This window comes from Micromonospora sp. NPDC050980, assembly GCF_040653835.1.
Taxonomy (GTDB): domain Bacteria; phylum Actinomycetota; class Actinomycetes; order Mycobacteriales; family Micromonosporaceae; genus Micromonospora.
Genome location: NZ_JBFAGS010000005.1, coordinates 188,110 through 208,857 on the forward strand (window position 1 = coordinate 188,110; position 20,748 = coordinate 208,857).

Here is a 20,748-nt window from a genome sequence, read left to right on the forward strand (position 1 = left end):
CTCGGCGGGACGGGCACTGCACCGCGCATGCCCGACGACGAGAGCACCCCGGCGGCGACCATCACCCCGTACCGGGACGGACCGCTGCTGGTGCGCGGCGACTTCGCGCTGGTCACCCCGGACGGCGAGCCGATCGAGCGGCGCCGGGGCACGGTGGCGCTGTGCCGGTGCGGCAAGAGCGCGATCAAGCCCTTCTGCGACGGCACCCACAAGGTCGCGGGCTTCCGGAGTTAAGGAGGGGCCCCCTATTAACGCCTTCGGTAGAGGAACGCGCCCCGCTTCACGCCGCACCCCCGCGGGCGGCGCTGGTGCGGCGACACCCTCACGCGGCGGCGAGTGAGCGATCGGGCGAGCGCAGCGACGACCGGCCCGCCGCCCAGGCGGACAGGACGTGGCCGGCGAAGAGGCGGTCCAGGGCCAGCCCGGCCGCCGCCCCGAACAGCACATCCCCGGCCAGCGCCGGCTCCGCCCGGACCAGCCCGCCGCACAGGTCGTACGCGGCGATCTGCTCGTGCACCGCGTCGGCCTCGACGTGCTCGTCGTAGAAGCGTGTGGCGACCGCGTCGAAGCCGAGCCGACGCAGCCCGTTGCCGTAGCGGCGGTTCGGCAACGACGAGGTCATCTCGTACGCGGCCAGGTGCCCGAGCAGCGCCCCGCGCAGCCGCCGGTGCAGCCCGAACAACGACATCAGGTTGTTGACCGCCAGCGTCACCGCCGGCACCCGGTCCAGGTGGGCGGCGTAACCGGTGTCCAGGCCGAGCCGGTCCATCGTGGTGCGGAACAGCTCGGCGTGCATCCGGTCCAGCCGCCCGTTGCCGTACTCGTCCATCTGGATCTCCACCAGCGCCGCCTTCGCCGGCCCACCGAGGCGGGGCAGCGCCCAGCTGTGCGGGTCGGCCTCACGCAGGTGGTAGATCGAGCGGTGGGTGACGAACTCGCGAAACTGCGCCAGGTCGGCCCGGCGTTGCAGGGTGGCCGCGAGCGGGGGGCCGTCGTCCGCGGCCACCAACGCGGTAAGCGCCGCCGGCAGCGCCGTGGGCAGCACCGCCGGCACCGGGCCGGCGAGCCGCCGCAACGCCGCGGCGAACGGGCGCTCGGCCCGGGCGCGCAGCGCCAGCAGGGACGGCTCCCACTCCCACTCCGCCGGCACGTCCCGCCAACCGCGGTAGTGCAGCTCGTAGCAGAGGAAGAGGGTGAGCTGGAGGTCCTCGTCGGTCAGCGGCGCGGTTGCCGTGGCGAATGCGCCGTCCAGCCCCGCCGGCAACTCGCCGGGCGACCCGCCCAGCGCGGTGAGCAGCGCGGCCGAGACCGGCCCGCGCGCCGCCGGGAGCGGTGCGGGGCCGTGACGACGATCGGTGCTGGACAAGCGGGACCTCCCGGGACGGTGAATGCCTGGTCGCAGTGCCCCGGCGGGATCCGGCTAAACGAGGTCCTCCGCCGCGATGGCCTCGGTCTGGATCACCCGCTCCCGGACCAGCCGGGCCGCGTCACCCTCGGCCACCAGGCCACGCAGGTCGGCCAACGCCGGCTCGGGCACGTCCAGCGGGACGGTCGGGTCGACCACCGCCTCCAGCACCGTAGGCCGGTCCGCCGCGAGCGCCTCGTCCCACGCCGCGCCGACGAGGTCCGGCCGGTCCACCCGGACCCCGTGCAGGCCGAGCAGCCTCGCCCACCCGGCGTACGGCACGTCGGCTCGCCGGCCGACCGGAGCGCCGGGTGCGCGGCCGGCGCCCACGCCGGACTGGTCCCGGTTGTTCAGCACCAGCACGACCAGCCGGGGATCGGGCCAAAGGGACCAGTGGTGCGCCACGGTGATCAACTCGGCCAGGCCGTTGAGCTGCATAGCCCCGTCGCCGAGCAGCGCGAGCACCGGCTGGTCCGGGCGGGCCAGCTTGGCGGCCACCGCGTACGGCAGGGCGCAGCCCATCGAACCGAGCGTGCCGCAGAGCCGGGCCTGCACACCCGGCGGCAGTTCCAGGTGCCGCGCGTACCAGTAAACGACCGAGCCGACGTCGACGGCGACCGAGGCGCGGCGCGGCAGCCGGGCGGACAGTTCGCGCAGCACCGCCTGCGGGTTGAGCGGTTCGGCCGGGGTGGCGGCACGGTCGGTGGCGGCCGTCCGCCACCGTCGCACCGCGCTCTGCACCACCGCCCGCCACCGGGGGTTGGGCCGCTCCGGCAGCCGGGCCAGCAGCGCCCGCAGCGTCTCGACCGCGTCGCCGACCAGCGGCACGTCGACCGGGTACCGGGTGCCGATGCGCCGGCCGTCGATGTCGATCTGGATGGTGCGGACCTGCCCCGGCAGCGGGAACCAGTCCGTCCACGGGTCGTTCGTGCCGATCATCACCAGCGTGTCGCAGCCGCCCATGAGCTGCGCGGCGGCGGTGGTGCCGACCTCGCCGAGCACGCCGGCGTGGAACGGCAACCGCTCGTCGAGCACCGGCTTGCCGAGCAGCGACGTGGCCACACCCGCGTCGAGCCGGTCGGCGAGCGCGACGATCTCCCCGGCCGCGCCGTGCGCCCCCTGACCGACAAGCAGCGCCACCCGCCGCCCGCCGCCGAGCAGCGCGGCGGCCGCGTCCAGGTCGGCCTCGTGCGGCAGCACCCGCGCCAGCGGCTCGCCGGGCGTGGCGGTGAGCACGCCGGCGACCTGCGGCAGCAGGTCCGGCACGGCGGCCACCTGCAGCGCCCTCGGCAGCACCACGCAGGTCGGGCTGCGCGTCGCCGCCGCGGTACGCAACGCCTGGTCCAGCAGCGTCGGCACCTGGTCCGGGCCGCGGCCGTAGCGGACGAACTGGTTGCACACGTCGCCGAACAGCCGGCTCAGGCCGATCTCCTCGTGCGCCCCGCCGAGCGGGCCGCTGACGTCCTCGCCGATGATCGCCACCACCGGCTTGCTGTCCAGCTTGGCGTCGTAGAGGCCGTTGAGCAGGTGCACCGCGCTGGGGCCCTGGGTGGCCAGGCACACTCCGATGCCGCCGGTGAACTTGGCGTGGCCGGTGGCCATGTAGGCGGCGGTCTCCTCGTGCCGCGCCGGCACGAACGCCGGGTCCCCGCCCGCGTCGTCGAGCGCGGCCACCAGCGGGGCGAGCGCCGCGCCGGGATAGCCGAACACCCGCGGCACCCGCCAGGCCCGCAGGCGTTCGACCACCAGGTCGGCGACGGTACGGTCAGCCATCGCCCCGCCCCGGGGTGCCGGCGTCGACGTAGCGCAGCACCGCGCCTACCCCGTCGGTCAGCTCCGGCGCCTCCTCCGGCGCGAGCACGGTCAGGTCCGCGTCGGTGCCGATCAGCGCGCGCAGCAGCGCGGCGTCGGCGCGTACCCGCTGCGGGTCGGCCACCGACATGCCCGCCAGCTGCGCCGGGTCGGTGGCGATCTCGGTCGGCTCGGGGCCGACCCACAGCTCGCCGTCGGCGGACGGGTCGTCCACGATGAGCATGGTGTCGACCTGGTTGCGTTGCAGCGCGGCGACCACCGCCTCCAGCCCGGCGCCGACGTCCTCCTGCACGCCGAAGCGGTCGAGCGCGGCGGCGATCCGCCGGTCGGCGACCTCGGCGACGGTCTGCACCGTGATGTCGTCCATCAGGGTGTCCTCCGCGCCCACGTCGCGGGCGCCGGCGTCGGTGCGCACCAGCACGTCCTGCCACCGCTCGGGAAGCTGGGCGGCGATCATCCCGGTGGCCCGGACGTCCCCGGCCACCACGACCACGTCCGCGCCGACCCGTTCGGCCAGGTCGGCGGTGGCCGCGGCGGCGTCGCCGGCGTTCTGGTGCCACGCCTCCACGGCGGCGCGCTGGTAGCGCGACTGCGACCAGCCGCCCGGCTGCACGCGGCGCAGCTGCCGGCTCTGCCCGCCCGTCACCTGGGCCCGCCGGGGCACTCCGCCGGCGCTGACCGCCATCGCCTCCGCGCCGGTGCGGTCGGCCAGCACCCGCACCCAGGCCACCTGCTCGCCGCGCTGGGCGACCAGCGGCATGGTGTGCGGCAGCGCCGCCCAGGTGGCCAGGTCGCGCAGCGGCGGCGCGGAGAGGTACTCGGTGAGCACCACCCGGCCCCGGTTGGCGAACACGGCGATGCCGTAGTCGCCGGGCATCGGCTGGTGCCGGCGGACCACCTCCTCCACCGCCTCGACGGTGACCTGGTCGGCGCCCTGGGCCAGCAGGTCGCCCTTGAGCGTCCGCCAGCGCAGGTCGACCTGCGGGCGGGAGTCGTGGGTGTCCCGGGAGGCGTCCAGGTAGACCGAGCACCAGGGCCCGGGACGGTCGTAGAGCGGGCGCAGGAAGGACAGCTGCATGCTCGACCCCTTTCCAGCTCGGCCGCACGCATACCCGCACCCCGGCCGAGTTCACCTGCCCCCCGGACCACGGCGTGACCGCCGTTCATTCACGTCGTTCAACCGGAATGGCCGATACCATATGTGCACGCAACGGAACCCTCGGTGGTGAACATGGACACGGACCTGCACACCCGACGCGTCGCCCGTCCGACCGGACGCGTCGTCACCGGCCGCCTGGTCCGGCTGATGGAGGGCTACGCCCGGGAGGTGCGGGTGGGCCAGCCGGTGCTGGTCGCGGTGCTGACCGCCGCGGGGGTGGTGGGGCTGCTGCTGCGGGTGGTCCGCGCGTTGCTCAGCAGCGGCGGCGGGGGCGCGAAGCGCAGCTTCAAGGACCTGAAGAAGGGGCCCGAGTTCCTGGTCACGCCGGTCCGGGTCCGCGACGCCACCGACCGCCTGGTCGAGGTGGAGCTGCACGGCCACCTGCCGCAGAGCGCGCTGCACCCCGGCGACCACGTCCAGCTCACGCTGCGCCCGCAGCGCGACGCCGACCTGCCGCCGCGGATCGAGCGGATCGTCAACCTGACCACCGGGCAGCTGCTCACCCCGCGTACCGCGACGCTCTGGTCGCACCTGGGCCCGGCGCTGCTGCTGCAGGCGGTGTTCGGCGCGCTGCTCGTGCTCGCGGTCGCCGCCTGCTCCGCCCTGACGTGAAAGGAGGGGCCCCCGGTTAACGCCTCCGGTAGAGGCCGGGCCCCCTGTTAACCACCGACGCCGGTGAGCGTGCGCTCGGCGGGCGCGGCGGCGGGGGTGTCGAGGAGGCCGCGACGGCGGGCCCAGCGTTCGAACAGCACGGTGGCGAACGGCGGCACGGCGCTGGCCAGCGCCAGCCCGGTCCGCGCCGGCGACCAGCGGCGGCGCCGGGCCACCACGAGGACCAGCAGCCCGTACGCCACGAAGAGCGCGCCGTGGATCGGGCCGAACACCTGCACGCCGATCTCGTCGCGCGGCGGCCCGTACTTGACCGCCATGCCGGCGAGCAGCGCCGCCCACGAGCACGCCTCGGCGATCGCGGCCACCACGAACGCCCGGATCCACCCGTCGCGCATGAACACTCCCCCTTCGGCCGGCGGCCCATGCTAGCCGGCCGCGCGCTGACCAGGTGTTAAAAGGGGGCCCCTGCTATGCGGAATGCGTTAACAAGGGGCCCTTCCTTACATCCGCAGGGTGAGCGGACGCGGTTCTGGGTAGAGGAAAGGTCCTTCGGGCCTTTCCTGACCGGCCGCTCCGTGCGAGGTTGGGGGAACCAACGGTGACAGGGTGGTGACCATGGGCGAGGATGTCGGCGTGCGCACCTTCAGCCGGGAGGATCGCGCCCGCTACCGCGAGAAGGTGCGGCGGTGCCTGGACGTCTTCGCCGAGATGCTGCGCGAGTCCCGGTTCGACGTGGAACGGCCGATGACCGGGCTGGAGATCGAGCTCAACCTGGTCGACGAGGGCTTCGACCCGGCGATGCGCAACGCGGACGCGCTGGAGGCGATCGCCGACGAGTCGTTCCAGACCGAGCTGGGCCGGTTCAACGTGGAGATCAACGTGGCGCCGCGCCGGCTCGCCGGCACCGGCACCGCCCAGTTCGAGGAGCACGTGCGGGCCAGTCTGAACGCCGCCGAGCAGAATGCCCGCACGGTCGGCGCGCACATGGTGATGATCGGTATCCTGCCGACGCTGCGCCCGGAGCACCTGACCGCCGAGACCCTCTCCACCAACCCGCGCTACGCGCTGCTCAACGAGCAGATCCTCGCCGCCCGCGGTGAGGACCTGCCGATCTCGATCAGCGGGGTGGAACGGCTGGCCACCACCGCCGACAGCATCACGCCGGAGGCGGCCTGCACGAGCACCCAGTTCCACCTGCAGGTCAGCCCGCCGCAGTTCGCCGACTACTGGAACGCGGCCCAGGCGGTCGCCGGCATCCAGGTGGCGCTCGGCGCGAACTCGCCGTTGTTCTTCGGCCGGGAGCTGTGGCGCGAGACCCGCGTCCCACTGTTTCAGCAGGCCACCGACACCCGGGCGGAGGAGATCAAGGCCCAGGGGGTACGCCCGCGGGTGTGGTTCGGCGAGCGCTGGATCACCTCGGTGTTCGACCTGTTCGAGGAGAACGTGCGCTACTTCCCGGCGCTGCTGCCGGTCTGCGACCCGGAGGACCCGGCGGCGACGCTGGCCAGCGGCGGCGTGCCGAAGCTCGCCGAGCTGCGGCTGCACAACGGCACCATCTACCGCTGGAACCGGCCGGTCTACGACGTGTTGCGCGGGCGCCCGCACCTGCGGGTGGAGAACCGGGTGCTGCCGGCCGGCCCGACCGTGCTGGACACGGTCGCCAACGGCGCGTTCTACTTCGGCCTGGTCCGGGCGCTGGCGGAGTCCGACCGCCCGCTGTGGTCGCAGATGTCGTTCAGCGCCGCCGAGGAGAACTTCAACGCGTGCGCGCGGCACGGCATCGACGCCCAGGTGTTCTGGCCGGCGTTGGGCTACCTGCCGGTGACGGAGCTGGTGCTGCGCCGGCTGCTGCCGCTGGCCCATCACGGGCTGGACCGGTGGGGCCTGGACCCGGGCGAGCGGGATCGACTGCTCGGCATCATCGAGCAGCGCTGCCTGACCGGCCGCAACGGCGCGACCTGGCAGGTGGAGACGCTGCACCGGTTGGAGTCCGCCGACCACCTGGACCGGCCGGCCGCGCTGCGCGAGGTGCTCCGCCATTACGTCGACCTGATGCACAGCAACCGACCCGTGCACGAGTGGCCGATCCCCTGACGCCCACGGCGTCGATCGGCGCGGCCGGTCAGCCGCCGACCGCGGTGAACACGAACGCGCCGACGACGGCCAGCGGGAGCGCCACGGCTGCGGCGAGCAGACGTACCCGCAGGCTGCGGCCGACCAGTTCCAGCAGCAGCGCGGCGAGCCCGAGGTCGATGGCCACGTTCCACCACCCGCCCGGATAGCCGGTGCGGGCCTTCCCGGCGAAGCGCAGCGCCTCCTCGACGAACACGGCCACCGGCAGCGCGGTCGCCACCACCTGCCGCCACCCGGGGGTGTGCGCCCAGACGCCGGCGACGCCGAACACCACGCCCGCGAACACGCCGAACGCCATCCAGAGCAGCGAGGTGGGCGCGACGATCACAGCGGGGTCGTCGCCCTGGAGCAGCGCCGCCGCCAGGTAGTAGCTGGGCACGGCGACCACCAGCAGGACGACGGCGGCCACCGCGGCCCGCAGCGCCCCGCGCCGGACCCACCAGCCGAGTGCGAACGCGGCGACCGCCCAGGTGGCGGTGGAGTTGCCGAGTTCGGCGAACGGGTACGGCACCCGCGTGATCCAGACGAAGTCGAGGAACCCGAGCAGGAAGCCGGCGACGGGGGCGACGAGTGCCAGGGTGCGCGGAGCGGGCGGCATGCCCGGAAGCATACTCAGTATGCCGCCTGGCGGGCGATCAGCCTGAGGCGCAGCGCCTCTCGATCCGCTCCGAAGCCAGGCGCGACAGCGACGCCACGGATGCCGGCCGGCCCGTGCGGGTCAGAGCGACACGACCGCCGCGCTCTGACCCGGCAGCTCGATCCCGCCCCGCATCACCGTCACCCCCTCGGAGGTGGCCAGCAGCACCCGCCGCACCACCCCGGGCAGGTTGATCCGCTGCGGGCGGTCGGCCAGGTTGGCCGCCACCAGCGTGTCCCCGCGCCGCACCACCAGGAACTGGTCGCCGTGGCGCACCTCGACCCGGTGCAGCCGGGGGTCGGACAGGTCGAGCCGGGACTTGCGCAGCGCGATCAGCCGGCGGTGGAACTCGTACATCTCGCGGTGTTCGGGCTTGTCCAGTTCCGCCCAGTCGAGGCGGGACCGCAAAAACGTCTGCGGGTCCTGCGGGTCGGGCACGTCGTCGGTGGCCCAACCGTGCGCGGCGAACTCGCGCCGGCGGCCGGTGGCGACCGCGACGGCCAGCTCGGGCTCCGGGTGGCTGGTGAAGAACTGCCACGGCGTGGTCGCGGCCCACTCCTCCCCCATGAACAGCATCGGGGTGAACGGCGCGGTCATCAGCAGCGTCGCGCCGACCCGCAGCATCCCGGCCGAGAGCGTGGCGGAGATCCGGTCGCCGGTGGCCCGGTTGCCGATCTGGTCGTGGTTCTGCAGGTAGGCCACGAACCGGTGCCCGGGCGTGCGCTGGCGGTCCACCGGCCGGCCGTGGCCGCGGCCCCGGAAGCTGGACCAGCTGCCGGCGTGGAAGAACGCCCCGGTGAGCACGTCGGTGAGGCACTCCAGCGAGCCGAAGTCGGCGTAGTAGCCCTGCCGCTCGCCGGTGAGCAGCGTGTGCAGCGCGTGGTGGGCGTCGTCGTTCCACTGGGCGTGCAGGCCGTACCCGCCGGCCTCCCGGGCGGTGATCAGCGTCGGGTCGTTCAGGTCGGACTCGGCGATCAGTGACAGCGGCCGGCCCAGCGCCGTCGACAGCGCCTCCACCTCGACGGCCACCTCCTGCAGCCAGTGCGTGGCGCGGCCGTCCGGCATGGCGTGCACGGCGTCCAGCCGCAGCCCGTCGACGTGGTAGTCGCGCAGCCACATGAGCACGCTGTCGACGATGTAGCGGCGGACCCCGTCGGAGTGCGGGCCGTCCAGGTTGACCGTGCGGCCCCAGGTGTTGCTCTGCTCGCTCAGGTAGGGCGCGAAGCGCGGCGCGTAGGCCCCGGAGGGCCCGAAATGGTTGTAGACGACGTCGAGGATCACCCCCAGGCCCTTGCCGTGGGCCGCGTCGACGAACCGTTTCAGCCCGTCCGGCCCGCCGTAGGGTTCGTGCGGGGCGTACCAGCAGACCCCGTCGTAGCCCCAGTTGTGCTCGCCGTTGAACGCGTTGACCGGCAGCAGCTCGACCAGGTCGACGCCGAGGTCGACCAGGTGGTCGAGCTTGGCGATGGCCGCGTCGAACGTGCCCTGCGGGGTGAACGTGCCGACGTGCAGCTCGTAGAGCACGCTGCCGGGCAGTTGCCGGCCGGTCCAGCCGGCGTCGGTCCAACCGAACGCGGCGTGGTCGTACACCCGGCTGGGGCCGTGCACGCCGGCCGGCTGCCAGGCCGAGCGGGGGTCGGGCAGCGGCTGCTCGTCGTCGTCGAGCAGGAACGCGTAGTCGGTACCCGGCCCGGCGGCGGGCGCCTCGACCCGCCACCAGCCGTGCCGCCCGGGACGCATGTCGTGGTCGGCCACGTCGGGCAGGCGCAGCCGCACCCGGGCGGCCTCGGGCGCCCACACCGTGAACTCGGTCATGCGGCGGCCTCCACAGAGTCGGTGGGTGCGAGGAGGGCGACGGGATAGCTGCTCAGCAGATCATCCAGGAGCAGCTCAGCACCACTGTAGACCCGGCCGGTGAACACGTCGGTCATCCGATGAACGGAAAGTGACAGGGTCGTGTCGCGCCACCCGCCGTCGCGGGCCAGCCGCAGCGGCAACCGGGTCGCCACCGCGACCGCGCCGCCCCGGTCGAAGGCCACCGCGTGCGCGCCCGCCGGGCCGTGCGCCGGCACCGGCCGGTAGCCGCCGAACAGCTCCGGGTGGTCGCGGCGCAGCCGCAGCGTGCGGGAGACCACGAGCAGCTTGGCCGCGCCGTCGGCGGCCACCGCCGGCTGCCAGCCGGCATCGAGGCGGGCCAGCACGTCCCGGCGTACGGCGAAGTCGACCGGCCGCCGGTTGTCCGGGTCGACCAGGGAGTTCTCCCACAGCTCGGTGCCCTGGTAGGTGTCCGGCACCCCGGGCATGGCGAGCTGGACCAGCTTCTGCCCGAGCGCGTTGGACCAGCCGGCCGGGGTGATCTCGGCGGCGAACGCGGTGATCTGGGCGCGCAGCTCCGGGTCGTCGTACATCCGGTCGACCAGGGCGTGCAGCTCGTGCTCGAACGCGGGGTCGGGGTCGGCCCAGCTGGTGCTGACCGACGCCTCCCGGGCCGCCTTCTCGGCGTACCCGTGCAGCCGGTCCCGCTCGACCGGCCAGGCCCCGACGGCGGTCTGCCAGAGCAGGTGGGCCAGGGCGGGGTCGGCCAGCGGCGCCCGGGACATCCAGTCGGTGACCCGCTCGGCCCAGCGCCCGGGCAGCTCGCTGAGCACCGCGAGCCGGGCCCGGACGTCCTCGCCGCGCTTCGTGTCGTGGGTGGAGAGCGTGGTCATGCTCGCCGGCCAGCGCACCTGGCGGGCGGTCGCGAACCGGTGCAGCTCGGCCGGCGGCACGCCGAAGTGCGCCGGGCTGCCGCCCACCTCGTTGAGCGCGACGAAGCGGCTCCACCGGTAGTAGGCGGTGTCCTCGACGCCCTTGGCCATCACCGCGCCGGTCAGTTGCGGGAACCGGACGGCCAGCTCGTGACCGGGCTCGCGCAGCCGGGCGGTGACCCGGTCGAGCACGCCGGCCAGGTCGGGGCGGCGCCGGCCGGCCTCGCTGCGGGCGGTGGCCAGGTGCCGGGCGCCCTCGGGCGGGTAGCCGCGGTAGACCGGGAAGCACGCGGCCAGCTCGGCCAGCGCGGCGCGCACCTGCTCGGCGGGCAGCTCCGGCACGAGCGCGGCGAGGCGGGTCAGCTCGGCGGCGAGCAGCCGGGTGGCGGCCTCCAGCTTGGTGGCGTGGGTCAGGTCCGCCCAGGAGGTGTGCCGGCCGGTGACCCGGCCGTCGAGCGCGGTGAAGTCCGGTTCGGCGTCCGGGTCGACGAAGAGCCCGCACACCGCGGCCAGCGCGTCGTAGCCGGTGGTGCCGTCGACCGGCCAGTCCGGCAGCTCCTCGCCGTACTCCAGGATCTTCTCCACCACCAGCCAGCGCTGCGGCGCGGCGGCGCGCAACCGGGCCAGGTAGCCGGCCGGGTCGCGCAGCCCGTCCGGGTGGTCCACCCGGATGCCGTCGACGTCACCGGCGTCGACCCAGCGCAGGATCTCCGCGTGGGTGGCGTCGAAGACGCCCGGGTCCTCCACCCGCAGCCCGGCCAGGTCCGAGACGGCGAAGAACCGGCGGTACGTCAGCTCGACGTCGCCGCGCCGCCAGTTCACCAGCTCGTAGTGCTGCCGGTCGTGCACCTGCCGCGGCGTCCCGTCGCCGGTGCCGTCGGCGATCGGGAAGCGGTGCTCGTGGTAGCGCAGTTCCCCGTCGACCAGCTTGAGGTCGTCGAGCGCGTCGGGTGCGTCGGCGAGCACCGGCAGCAGCAGCCGACCCCGGTCCCAGTCGATGTCGAACCAGCCCGCGTACGCCGAGTCGCGGCCGGCGCGCAGCACGTCCCACCAGGGCGGGTTGGCCGCCGGGCGGGCCACCCCGGCGTGGTTGGGCACGATGTCCACGACCAGGCCCAGCCCGGCCGCGCGCAGCGCCCGGACCAGCCGCTGCCGGCCGGCCTCACCGCCCAGCTCCGGGTTGACCGCGCGGTGGTCGACCACGTCGTAGCCGTGCGGCGAGCCGGGGGTGGCGGTGAGCAGGGGCGCGGTGTAGAGGTGCGTGACGCCGAGCGCGGACAGGTAGCCGGCGAGTTCGGCGGTGGCGTCCAGGTCGAAGCCGGGACGCACCTGCACGCGGTAGGTCGAGCGGGGGGTGTCGGGCATGGGTCAGGCCGTCCTCTCCAGGACCAGCAGCGCGCGGTCCGGTACGCAGACCGTGCCGCCCGCCTCCACCACCGTCGTCTTCTCCGGGTCCGGTTCCGCGGTGCTGATCACCAGCTCCCACCGGGGGCCGAACTCCTCGCCGGGCAGCGTGAAGTCCAGCGGCGCGTCGTGCGCGTTGAACAACAGCAGGAAGGAGCTGTCCCGGTGGCGTTGGCCGTGCTGGCCGCGCTCCGGAATGCCGTCGCCGTTGACGAACAGGGCCACCGAACGGCCGAAGTCGTTGCCCCAGTCCTCGCCGGTCATCTCCCGGCCGTCCGGCGTGTACCAGGCCAGGTCGGGCAGGCCGGAGCCGGCGGCGCGGCCACCGACCGGCAGCCCGGTGAAGAACCGCCGGCGGCGGAACACCTGGTGCCGGTTGCGGAAGTCGGTCAGCCGCCGCACGAACCCGAGCAGCTCGGTGTCGGCGCGCTCCCAGTCCACCCAGGCCAGCTCGCTGTCCTGGCAGTAGGCGTTGTTGTTGCCACGCTGGGTGCGGCCCAGCTCGTCGCCGTGCCCGAGCATCGGCACGCCCTGGGAGAGGATCAGCGTGGCCAGGAAGTTGCGCCGCTGCCGGGCCCGCAGCGCCAGCACGGCCGCGTCGTCGGTGTCGCCCTCGACGCCGCAGTTCCACGAGCGGTTGTGGCTCTCCCCGTCCCGGTTGTCCTCGCCGTTGGCCTCGTTGTGCTTGTCGTTGTAGGAGACCAGGTCGGTGAGCGTGAAGCCGTCGTGGCAGGTGACGAAGTTGATGCTGTGGAACGGGCGGCGGCCGTCGTCCTGGTAGAGGTCGGCGGAGCCGGAGATGCGGGACGCGAACTCGGCGAGCGTGGCCGGCTCGCCGCGCCAGAAGTCGCGCACGGTGTCGCGGTATTTTCCGTTCCACTCGGTCCACTGCGGCGGGAAGTTGCCCACCTGGTAGCCGCCCGGGCCGACGTCCCACGGCTCGGCGATCAGCTTGACCCGGCCGACCACCGGGTCCTGCTGCACCACCTCGAAGAACGTGGAGAGGCGGTCCACCTCGTAGAACTCGCGGGCCAGCGTGGCGGCCAGGTCGAAGCGGAAGCCGTCGACGTGCATCTCGGTGACCCAGTAGCGCAGCGAATCCATGATCAGTTGCAGCGAGTGCGGGCTGCGCACGTTGAGGCTGTTGCCGGTGCCGGTGTAGTCGACGAAGTAGCGCCGATCCTCCTCCGACAACCGGTAGTAGCTGGGCGTGTCGATGCCCTTGAAGCTCAGCGACGGGCCGAGGTGGTTGCCCTCGGCGGTGTGGTTGTAGACCACGTCCAGGATGACCTCGATGCCGGCCGCGTGCAGCGCCTTGACCATGCCCCGGAACTCCTGCACCTGCTGGCCGAGCCGGCCCAACGCGGAGTAGCCGTGGTGCGGGGCGAAGAAGCCGATCGTGTTGTAGCCCCAGTAGTTGCGCAACCCCAGGTCGGCCAGGCGGTGGTCGTGCACGAACTCGTGCACCGGCATCAGCTCGACGGCGGTCACCCCGAGCCGCCGGAAGTGCTCGATCATCACCGGCGAGGCCATCCCCGCGTACGTGCCGCGCAGCTCCTCCGGGATGTCCGGGTGCCGCATGGTCAGCCCGCGCACGTGCGCCTCGTAAATCACCGAGTGGTGGTAGGGCGTGCGCGGCGGCTTGTCGTTGCCCCAGTCGAAGTACGGGTTCACCACCACCGACTTCGGCATGAACGGCGCCGAGTCGGCGGTGTTCATCCGGTCCGGGTCGCCGCCCACCTCGTAGTCGTAGACCGCCGGATCCCACGCGACCTCGCCGTCGACCGCCTTCGCGTACGGGTCGAGCAGCAGCTTGTGCGGGTTGCACCGCAGCCCGTTCGCCGGGTCCCACGGGCCGTGCACCCGGTAGCCGTAGCGCTGGCCGGGCTCGACACCGGGCAGGTAGGCGTGCCAGACGTACGCGTCGACCTCGCGCAGCTCGACCCGCCGCTCGGTGCCGATGTCCCACTCGTCGAACAGGCAGAGCTCGATCCGCTCCGCCACCTCCGAGAAGATCGCGAAGTTGGTGCCCATCCCGTCGTAGGTGGCGCCGAGGGGGTAGCTGTCGCCCGGCCAGACCTGCATGTCGCTCCTTCGGGCCCATGATCGTGTGCGCACCGGACGGGCGGCCGGCGCGCACGCCGTTGATGCCCCGCGCCACCGGCCGCCAATCCCTCCGTTCGGACGGTAACCGAAAACGTTCGGGTGTCATCCGTCACGATCGTCGGATTCGAGATGCGGGTTCGCGCCGGATGGCTTTTCCTTAAGCGCGGACACGCGCCCGCGTGCCCGCCCGGCCGTTCGGCCAACCCTCACCGCTGCTCCCCGCCGCCACCGATGCCGGCGTGTCCCCCCATGCATGGACGGAGATCGACGTGACCTCTCTGCGGGTCGGCGCGCAGACCGCCACCGCGACGGACCGGCTCCACCGGCCCACCCTCACCTCCCGCCCCACCGCGCCGCCGCAGCCCGGCGCCGCGCCCCGCAGCCGGCGCATCCTGATGCTGTCGTGGGAGTACCCGCCGGTGCTCGTCGGTGGCCTCGGCCGCCACGTGCACGCGCTCTCCGTCGCCCTGGTCGCCGCCGGGCACGAGGTCACCGTCGTCACCCGGCACGCCGAGGGCGCGCCGCTGGAGGAGTACGCCGACGGCGTGCGGATCGTCCGCGCCGCCGAGGACCCGGTCACCTTCCCGCTCGCCACCGGCTCGCTGCTGGCCTGGACCATGGCCTTCAACCACACGCTCACCCGGGCCGCGCTGCGCGCCGCCCAGACCGGCTCGTACGACGTCATCCACGCCCATGACTGGCTGGTCGCGCACACCGCGATGACGCTGCGCGAGCACCTGGACGTGCCGCTGGTGACCACCATCCACGCCACCGAGGCCGGCCGGCACCAGGGCTGGCTGCCGGCGGAGATGAACCGCACCATCCATGGCGTCGAGCACTGGCTGGCCGGCGAGTCCGGCCGGGTCATCGTCTGCTCCGGCTACATGCGCGACGAGGTGGGCGCGCTGTTCGGCGTGGACCGGTCCCGGGTCGACGTGGTCCCCAACGGCGTCGAGCCGCACCGCTGGCGGGTGCCCGCCTCGGCGGTCGCCGCCGCCCGGGCCCGCTTCGCCGGCGACGGCCCGCTCGTCACGTTCGCCGGCCGGCTGGTCTACGAGAAGGGCGTGCAGCACCTGCTCGCCGCCCTGCCCCGGCTGCGCGAGCGGCATCCCGGGCTGCGCGCGGTGATCGTCGGTGACGGACCGTACCGAGCCGACCTGGAGGCCGAGGTGCACCGGCTCGGACTGGGCGGCACGGTCAGCATGCCCGGGTTCCTCGGCGGCACCGACCTGCCCGCGGTGATGGCCGCCTCGGACTGCTTCGCGGTGCCCAGCATCTACGAGCCGTTCGGCATGGTCGCCCTGGAGGGGGCCGCCGCGGGCGCGCCGCTGGCGGTGTCGCGCACCGGCGGGTTGGCCGAGATCGTCGAGCCGGGCGTCACCGGGATGACCTTCGCGCCGCACGACCCGGACGGGCTCGCCGAGGCGGTGCACGCGCTGCTCGCCGACACCGACCGGGCCCGCGCCCTGGCTCGCCGGGCCCGCGCCCTGGTGCACGAGAGGTACGGCTGGTCGGCCATCGCGTCGCGCACCGCCGCCGCGTACGCCGCCGCCATCGCCGGCGACCCGGCGTTCACCGCGGCCCGCGCCGAGCAGCGAATGGCCACCGGCCACACCCTGCCGGCGCTCCCACCCGGCAACCTCCTCACCGCCGCCAGCCTGCGGTAAGGAGGGGCCCCCTGTTAACGCCTCAGGCATAGCAGGGGCCCCCTGTTAACCACCGGCGCTCCGGCGCACACACGAAAGGCCGCCGACCCGATCCGGGTCGGCGGCCTTTCCGTAGCCGGTGTCAACAAGGGGCCCCGCCTCTACCGGAGGCGTTAACAAGGGGCCCCTCCTTGCACCTCAGCGCTGGGTGGCGGGGAGGTAGTCCCGCTCGGGGGCGCCGGTGTAGATCTGCCGCGGACGGCCGATCTTGGTCTCCGGGTCGTTGATCATCTCGCGCCACTGGGCGATCCAGCCCGGAAGCCGGCCCAGCGCGAACAGCACCGTGAACATCTTGGTCGGGAAGCCCATCGCCTTGTAGATCAGGCCGGTGTAGAAGTCCACGTTCGGGTAGAGCCGCCGGGAGACGAAGAAGTCGTCGGCCAGCGCGATCTCCTCGAGCTGCATCGCGAGGTCGAGCAGCGGGTCCGGCTTGGCCATCCGGCCGAGCACGTCCTGGGCGGCCTTCTTCACGATCGCGGCCCGCGGGTCGTAGTTCTTGTAGACCCGGTGGCCGAAGCCCATCAGCTTGACGCCGTCCTGCTTGTCCTTCACCTTCTGCACGAAGGTGCGCACGTCGCCGCCGTCGGCGTGGATCTGCTGGAGCATCTCCAGCACGGCCTGGTTGGCGCCGCCGTGCAGCGGGCCGAACAGCGCGTTCACGCCGGCCGAGACCGAGGCGAACAGGTTGGCGTTGCTGGAGCCGACCAACCGCACGGTCGAGGTGGAGCAGTTCTGCTCGTGGTCGGCGTGCAGGATGAACAGCATGTCCAGCACCCGGGCGACCACCGGGTCGACCTCGTACTGCTCGGCGGGCACGCCGAAGGTCATCCGCAGGAAGTTCTCGACGTAGCCGAGGGAGTTGTCCGGGTAGAGCAGCGGCTGGCCGATCGACTTCTTGTAGGCGTAGGAGGCGATGGTGGGGACCTTCGCCATCAGCCGCACCATGGACATCTCGACGTGCTCGGAGTCGAACGGGTCGAGGCTGTCCTGGTAGAAGGTCGAGATGGCGCTGACGGCCGAGGAGAGCACGGCCATCGGGTGCGCCTCGCGGGGGAAGCCGTCGAAGAAGCGGCGCATCTCCTCGTGCAGCAGCGAGTGCCGCCGGATCCGCTCGCTGAACTCGTCGAGCTGCGCCTGGCTCGGCAGCTCGCCGTAGATCAGCAGGTAGGAGACCTCCAGGAAGGAGGACTTCTCGGCCAGCTGGTCGATCGGGTAGCCGCGGTACCGCAGGATGCCCGCGTCACCGTCGATGTAGGTGATCGCGGACGAGCAGGACGCGGTGTTGACGAAACCGGGGTCGTACGTGGTCATCCCGGTTTCCTTGAGCAGTTTGCTCACCCCGATCCCGGCGGGGCCCTCGACCGCGGACTGCACCGGCATCGACAGCTGCCCACCGGGGTGGTCGAGCTTGACTTCCGTCATCTGTTCCTCGCTTCGCCGGCAAGATCTTCGTTGAATTGCCTTCGCTTCTACCGTAATCACGGTGCGGTGGACAACGCTCGGCATGGTTTGGGGGTGAGGTATGCGTCACCTCATTCCCGACTTGCTGGGTCGGAAACCGGCCGGGTGCGTGGATCAGGACAGGTCGAGGTGTCGCAGCGCCCCGCCGGCGTCGACCCGGTAGAGGTCGAGGCGGTTGGCCCCGGCGGCGAAGAGCCGGTCGTCGCCGACGAACGCGGCGAACCGCCGCCCACCGGTGTCCGGCGGCACCACCGGCACCACTGCGGCGACCGTGCCGTTGACCGCGACCGCGAGCCGGGCGCCGTCCGGCACGCCGTCGGGCACGGTGCCCCAGACCAGCGCCGGCAGCCCGCGGCTCGGGTCGACCGCGTCGAACGCGGCCCGGTTCGCCACGGTGGCGGAACCGCCGGTCGGCGCCGCGCCGACCCGGGTGCCGACCAGCGGGTCGACGGCGGGCAGCGGCACCGGCGCGGGCGGCCCACCGGTGATCGTCACCGGCTGCCCGGGCCGGTCGTAGAAGCGCTTGTCGGTCCGCTCCCGTGGGGCGGCCTGCGCCGAGACACCGTCCATCCGCCACGGCACCCGCAGGTGGGTTTCGTCGGCGATCGTGGGCAGCAGGTCGACGTGTTCCCAGTTGCGGTCGTCCACCCGGCCGGCGCGCTGGCCCGGCTCCTTGACGAACATCGGCACCCAGGCCACCTGGTCGGCGGCGTGGTCGATGGCGCCCATCCCCCGCCCCTGCCAGTCCCGCCGGAAGCTCACCCCGTGGTCCGCGGTGAGGAGCACCAGCGCCTGGTCGTAGAGGCCGGTGGCGCGCAGCGTGCGCAACGTCTCGCCGATCAGCCGGTCGGTGTAGCCGAGCTGGGCCAGGTGCCGGGCGCGGGCCAGGTCCACCCAGCCGACGCCGTCGTTGGGCAGGTCCTCGGGCGCGTCGTAGTGCGCGCCGGAGGGCAGGTACGCCCACGGCGAGTGCGGCATCAGCAGGTGCAGGAAGTGCAGTGTGGGTCGGTCGGCGGGGTGCAGCCCGGCGAGGAACGCGGCGAACCGGGCGGGTTGGTTGTCGTCGAGCGTGTCCCAGCGGAACTTCGGGTCGTCGGGCACCGGCTCGGCGGCGTCCAGCCCGGCCTCGGCCGCGGTCTGCTCCCGGTAGGAGTCCTCCGGGTCGATCCGGCTGTCCACCGGTGCGGTGAGCTGGCGCAGCAGCTTGCCGCTCTCCCGGGCCAGCACCCCGATCCCCTGTTGCGGGCTGGCCGCCTGCTCGCAGCGGCTGGGCGGGCAGAGCCGGGTGATGCTCTCCTCGGCCTTGATCTGGTAGAGGCCGCCGAGCGCGGTGAACAGGTTGTCCGGATACTGCGAGTAGTGCGGCGCGACGGCCCGCTGCGGGTAGCGCCCGCTGAGCATGGCCGGCAGCGCGTAGGGCGTCCAGCCGCTGACCCCGGTGGCGTTGCGGTACCAGGTCGATCCGGCGGCCAGCGCGGCGAAGTTCGGGTAGCGGGTGGCGTCGATCCGCCCGTCCGGGCCGAGCAGGGACACCAGCGGCAGCTCGTCCAGCACGATCATGACCACGGGCGGGTGCGCGCCCGCCCCGGCCACGCCGGCCGCGCCGCCGTGCCCCTCCGGCAGCACCACCGCCGAGGCCGGCGACGCGAACAGGAACAGCCCGACGAAGAGCACCGGGCCGACCGCGGCCACCCGCAGCACCCGACGCAGCGCTCGCCACCGCCGGTGCACGGCCGCCGCGGCGGCGCCCGCCCCGCCGGCCACCAGCAGCAGGGGTACGCCCCGAAGCGGCGTCAGGTGCCGGCCGACCTGGACCGCGAGCGCGGCGAGCAGCAGTCCCACCAGCAGCGTGTGCACCACGGTCCGGGTGACCCGTCCGCCGAGCAGGGCGAGCGCGCCGAGCGCCGCGAACGGCAGCGTGGGCGCCAGCGCGATCAGGGCGACCAGGAGCAGCACGTCGCCCCGGGAGGCCCGGTGGAAGAGGAAGAAGTCGGGGCTGCGGCCGAGCACGTCCAGCAGCGGCTGGGTGACGACGAGGCCGACCAGCGCCACCACCTCGGCCAGCCGCGCCGCCTCGGCCCGCCAGCGGCGGCGGCGCCGGGGCCGGCCGGTGGCGGCGGTACGCTCCGGCACCGGTGCGAGGGTGCCCTCAGTCACCCACCACCACCTGGTAGAGCGTGCGGGTGCCGGACGGCAGCTCGGCGCGGGCCACCACCCGACCGTGCCGGGCCAGCAGCGCCTCGAAGACGTCCCGCCGGTAGTCGGGGAAGAGCCCGTCGGGCTTGTTGGCCAGCAACCGGCGGGCCATCGGGTCGTCCGGGTGGACGAACTCCACCACCAGGCTGCCGCCGGTCGCGGTGAGCGCGACGAGCTGGTCGAGCACCTCGGGCAGCGGCACGTTGCGCCCGATCGCCAGGTGGTGCGCCACCGCCAGGGCGAGCACCACGTCGGCGCGCGCCCGGTCGGCGAACGCGGCCCGCTCGACGCCCCGCCAGCCACCACCGGGCGACGGGTCGGCCAGGTCCATCACCAACGGCAGGATCCGTCGTTCCCCCTCGTCGCGTAGCGCGCGGTAGAGCGTGTCGACCACGGCCGGGTCCTGCTCGACGGCGACCACGTGCGCGGCGTGCCGGGCCGCGATGCGGGCGTACCGGCCGTCGTTGGCGCCCAGGTCCAGCGCCGAGCCGGGGCCGACGGCGGCCACCGCCCGTTCGACGAAGGCCTCCTTGGCCTGCCGGTCGGGCACCGAGTAGGCGCAGGTGCGCTGGTAGTCCGACCAGTGGCTGTCGCCCGGCGCGTGGTGGAGGCGACGGACCAGCCGGGTCAGCCCGCGGACGGTGGCCAGGGCCAGCTCGCGGGAGAAGCCGGCGGCGCGTAGCTGGGCGCGGACCTCGGTGGTGCTGGCGCCGGAGTTGCGGGTCTGCATGGCGCCGTGCAAGTGCACGTGGGTGGGCACGCCGGCGCGCCAGCGGCGGGTCCCGGCGAACAGCCGCCGCATCTGCTCCGGCTCGACGCCGTCGACGCGGGCCCGCAGGAACGGCTGGAAGTCCAGCCCGAGGTGGGCCTGGATCAGCAGCGGGTAGAGCAACGTCTGGCAGAACTGCCGGTAGCCGGCCCAGGGTTCGCCGTCCCGCAGCGCCTCGAACGAGCCGACGTCGATGAACACCGGGCGGGTGCCGCGCCACTGCACGTTGTAGGCGGAGCCGTCCTTGGTGGTGAAGCCGGCCTCCAGCGCGGTCCGCAGCACGTCCAGGTGCAGCAGCGCCGCGTCGCGGAGCATCGCGTACGACCACTCGTAGGGGTGCGAGACGAACGGGATGCGGTCGTGCCGCAGCACGGCGGCCCAGGGCGAGTCGACAGGCGTCGGGGTCAGCTCCTCGGTGCCGACGAGGTGGCCGGCGGCGGTGAGGTCGCGGAAGAGGTCGCTGGCGGACAGCGCCCGCCAGTCACGGGCGGCGCGTTCGTCGAGCCCGCGCAGCACCTCCGGCCCGTGGTGGAAGACCCGGTTGCCCGGATCGCGGAAGGAGCCGGGTTCGGCGCGGACGCCGGTGTCGGGGATCGTCACG

Annotated in this window: 15 protein-coding genes; 4 read left to right on the plus strand and 11 right to left on the minus strand. The window is 73.7% G+C overall.

What is annotated here, in order from left to right; genetic code table 11:
• Positions 1–27: 27 nt before the first annotated feature.
• Positions 28–234 carry a CDGSH iron-sulfur domain-containing protein gene (locus tag AB0H28_RS11040; RefSeq protein ID WP_358037043.1) on the plus strand — a complete coding sequence of 69 codons (207 nt, stop codon included), beginning with the start codon at positions 28–30 and terminating at the stop codon, positions 232–234.
• A gap of 88 nt (positions 235–322) precedes the next feature.
• Here AB0H28_RS11040 and AB0H28_RS11045 read toward each other — a convergent pair whose 3' ends face one another.
• The 3 genes from AB0H28_RS11045 to AB0H28_RS11055 are packed head-to-tail and all read right to left on the minus strand — an operon-like array spanning position 323 to position 4,295.
• Entirely contained in the window at positions 323–1,366 is a 1,044-nt protein-coding gene (locus tag AB0H28_RS11045) for an iron-containing redox enzyme family protein (RefSeq protein WP_358037047.1), read from the minus strand.
• A 54-nt stretch (positions 1,367–1,420) separates the two neighbouring features.
• The gene (locus tag AB0H28_RS11050; RefSeq protein ID WP_358037050.1) at positions 1,421–3,178 is read right to left on the minus strand and encodes a thiamine pyrophosphate-binding protein; all 1,758 of its coding nucleotides are present in this window, start codon (positions 3,176–3,178) and stop codon (positions 1,421–1,423) included.
• Positions 3,171–4,295 carry a Vms1/Ankzf1 family peptidyl-tRNA hydrolase gene (locus AB0H28_RS11055; RefSeq protein ID WP_358037052.1) on the minus strand — a complete coding sequence of 375 codons (1,125 nt, stop codon included), beginning with the start codon at positions 4,293–4,295 and terminating at the stop codon, positions 3,171–3,173. The genes AB0H28_RS11050 and AB0H28_RS11055 overlap by 8 nt, the downstream gene beginning before the upstream one ends.
• Before the next feature lie 144 nt (positions 4,296–4,439).
• Between AB0H28_RS11055 and AB0H28_RS11060 the strand changes: the two genes are divergently transcribed.
• A complete protein-coding gene (locus AB0H28_RS11060; RefSeq protein ID WP_358037055.1) occupies positions 4,440–4,988 on the plus strand; it encodes a hypothetical protein in 549 nt (182 codons plus the stop codon).
• Between the two features lie 47 nt (positions 4,989–5,035).
• Here AB0H28_RS11060 and AB0H28_RS11065 read toward each other — a convergent pair whose 3' ends face one another.
• The gene (locus AB0H28_RS11065; protein ID WP_358037058.1) at positions 5,036–5,383 is read right to left on the minus strand and encodes a DUF3817 domain-containing protein; all 348 of its coding nucleotides are present in this window, start codon (positions 5,381–5,383) and stop codon (positions 5,036–5,038) included.
• Positions 5,384–5,603: 220 nt separating this feature from the next.
• Between AB0H28_RS11065 and AB0H28_RS11070 the strand changes: the two genes are divergently transcribed.
• Positions 5,604–7,082, plus strand: coding sequence for a glutamate--cysteine ligase (locus AB0H28_RS11070; RefSeq protein ID WP_358037061.1), 1,479 nt, complete (start codon positions 5,604–5,606; stop codon positions 7,080–7,082).
• Positions 7,083–7,110: 28 nt separating this feature from the next.
• Here AB0H28_RS11070 and AB0H28_RS11075 read toward each other — a convergent pair whose 3' ends face one another.
• From AB0H28_RS11075 to glgX, 4 genes are all read right to left on the minus strand, one after another.
• Entirely contained in the window at positions 7,111–7,719 is a 609-nt protein-coding gene (locus AB0H28_RS11075; protein ID WP_358037064.1) for a DUF6518 family protein, read from the minus strand.
• 120 nt (positions 7,720–7,839) lie between these two features.
• The gene (gene treZ / locus AB0H28_RS11080; protein WP_358037067.1) at positions 7,840–9,573 is read right to left on the minus strand and encodes a malto-oligosyltrehalose trehalohydrolase; all 1,734 of its coding nucleotides are present in this window, start codon (positions 9,571–9,573) and stop codon (positions 7,840–7,842) included.
• A complete protein-coding gene (gene treY, locus AB0H28_RS11085) occupies positions 9,570–11,870 on the minus strand; it encodes a malto-oligosyltrehalose synthase (RefSeq protein WP_358037070.1) in 2,301 nt (766 codons plus the stop codon). The genes treZ and treY overlap by 4 nt, the downstream gene beginning before the upstream one ends.
• Before the next feature lie 3 nt (positions 11,871–11,873).
• On the minus strand, positions 11,874–13,994 hold the full coding sequence (glgX, locus tag AB0H28_RS11090) for a glycogen debranching protein GlgX (RefSeq protein WP_358037073.1): 2,121 nt from the start codon (positions 13,992–13,994) through the stop codon (positions 11,874–11,876).
• Between the two features lie 290 nt (positions 13,995–14,284).
• Between glgX and AB0H28_RS11095 the strand changes: the two genes are divergently transcribed.
• A complete protein-coding gene (locus AB0H28_RS11095; RefSeq protein WP_358037076.1) occupies positions 14,285–15,682 on the plus strand; it encodes a glycosyltransferase family 4 protein in 1,398 nt (465 codons plus the stop codon).
• A gap of 177 nt (positions 15,683–15,859) precedes the next feature.
• Here the strand turns inward: AB0H28_RS11095 and AB0H28_RS11100 are convergent, their stop codons facing one another.
• The 3 genes from AB0H28_RS11100 to AB0H28_RS11110 all read right to left on the minus strand — a co-directional run bounded on the left by AB0H28_RS11100 (position 15,860) and on the right by AB0H28_RS11110 (position 20,747).
• Positions 15,860–17,143 carry a citrate synthase gene (locus AB0H28_RS11100; RefSeq protein ID WP_358037079.1) on the minus strand — a complete coding sequence of 428 codons (1,284 nt, stop codon included), beginning with the start codon at positions 17,141–17,143 and terminating at the stop codon, positions 15,860–15,862.
• A gap of 153 nt (positions 17,144–17,296) precedes the next feature.
• Positions 17,297–19,315 (minus strand): sulfatase-like hydrolase/transferase, encoded by a 2,019-nt coding sequence (locus AB0H28_RS11105; RefSeq protein ID WP_358037414.1) that lies wholly within the window; start codon positions 19,313–19,315, stop codon positions 17,297–17,299.
• A gap of 16 nt (positions 19,316–19,331) precedes the next feature.
• A complete protein-coding gene (locus AB0H28_RS11110) occupies positions 19,332–20,747 on the minus strand; it encodes a methyltransferase domain-containing protein (protein ID WP_358037082.1) in 1,416 nt (471 codons plus the stop codon).
• Between the last annotated feature and the right edge of the window lies 1 nt (position 20,748).

Excerpts from the sequence above, each read along its gene's own strand:
- AB0H28_RS11040 (WP_358037043.1), top strand. The coding sequence starts at position 28 with ATGCCCGACGACGAGAGCACCCCGGCGGCGACCATCACCCCGTACCGG.
- AB0H28_RS11050 (WP_358037050.1), bottom strand. The coding sequence starts at position 3,178 with ATGGCTGACCGTACCGTCGCCGACCTGGTGGTCGAACGCCTGCGGGCC.
- AB0H28_RS11055 (WP_358037052.1), bottom strand. The coding sequence starts at position 4,295 with ATGCAGCTGTCCTTCCTGCGCCCGCTCTACGACCGTCCCGGGCCCTGG.
- AB0H28_RS11065 (WP_358037058.1), bottom strand. The coding sequence starts at position 5,383 with ATGCGCGACGGGTGGATCCGGGCGTTCGTGGTGGCCGCGATCGCCGAG.
- AB0H28_RS11070 (WP_358037061.1), top strand. The coding sequence starts at position 5,604 with ATGGGCGAGGATGTCGGCGTGCGCACCTTCAGCCGGGAGGATCGCGCC.
- AB0H28_RS11075 (WP_358037064.1), bottom strand. The coding sequence starts at position 7,719 with ATGCCGCCCGCTCCGCGCACCCTGGCACTCGTCGCCCCCGTCGCCGGC.
- treZ (WP_358037067.1), bottom strand. The coding sequence starts at position 9,573 with ATGACCGAGTTCACGGTGTGGGCGCCCGAGGCCGCCCGGGTGCGGCTG.
- treY (WP_358037070.1), bottom strand. The coding sequence starts at position 11,870 with ATGCCCGACACCCCCCGCTCGACCTACCGCGTGCAGGTGCGTCCCGGC.
- glgX (WP_358037073.1), bottom strand. The coding sequence starts at position 13,994 with ATGCAGGTCTGGCCGGGCGACAGCTACCCCCTCGGCGCCACCTACGAC.
- AB0H28_RS11100 (WP_358037079.1), bottom strand. The coding sequence starts at position 17,143 with ATGACGGAAGTCAAGCTCGACCACCCCGGTGGGCAGCTGTCGATGCCG.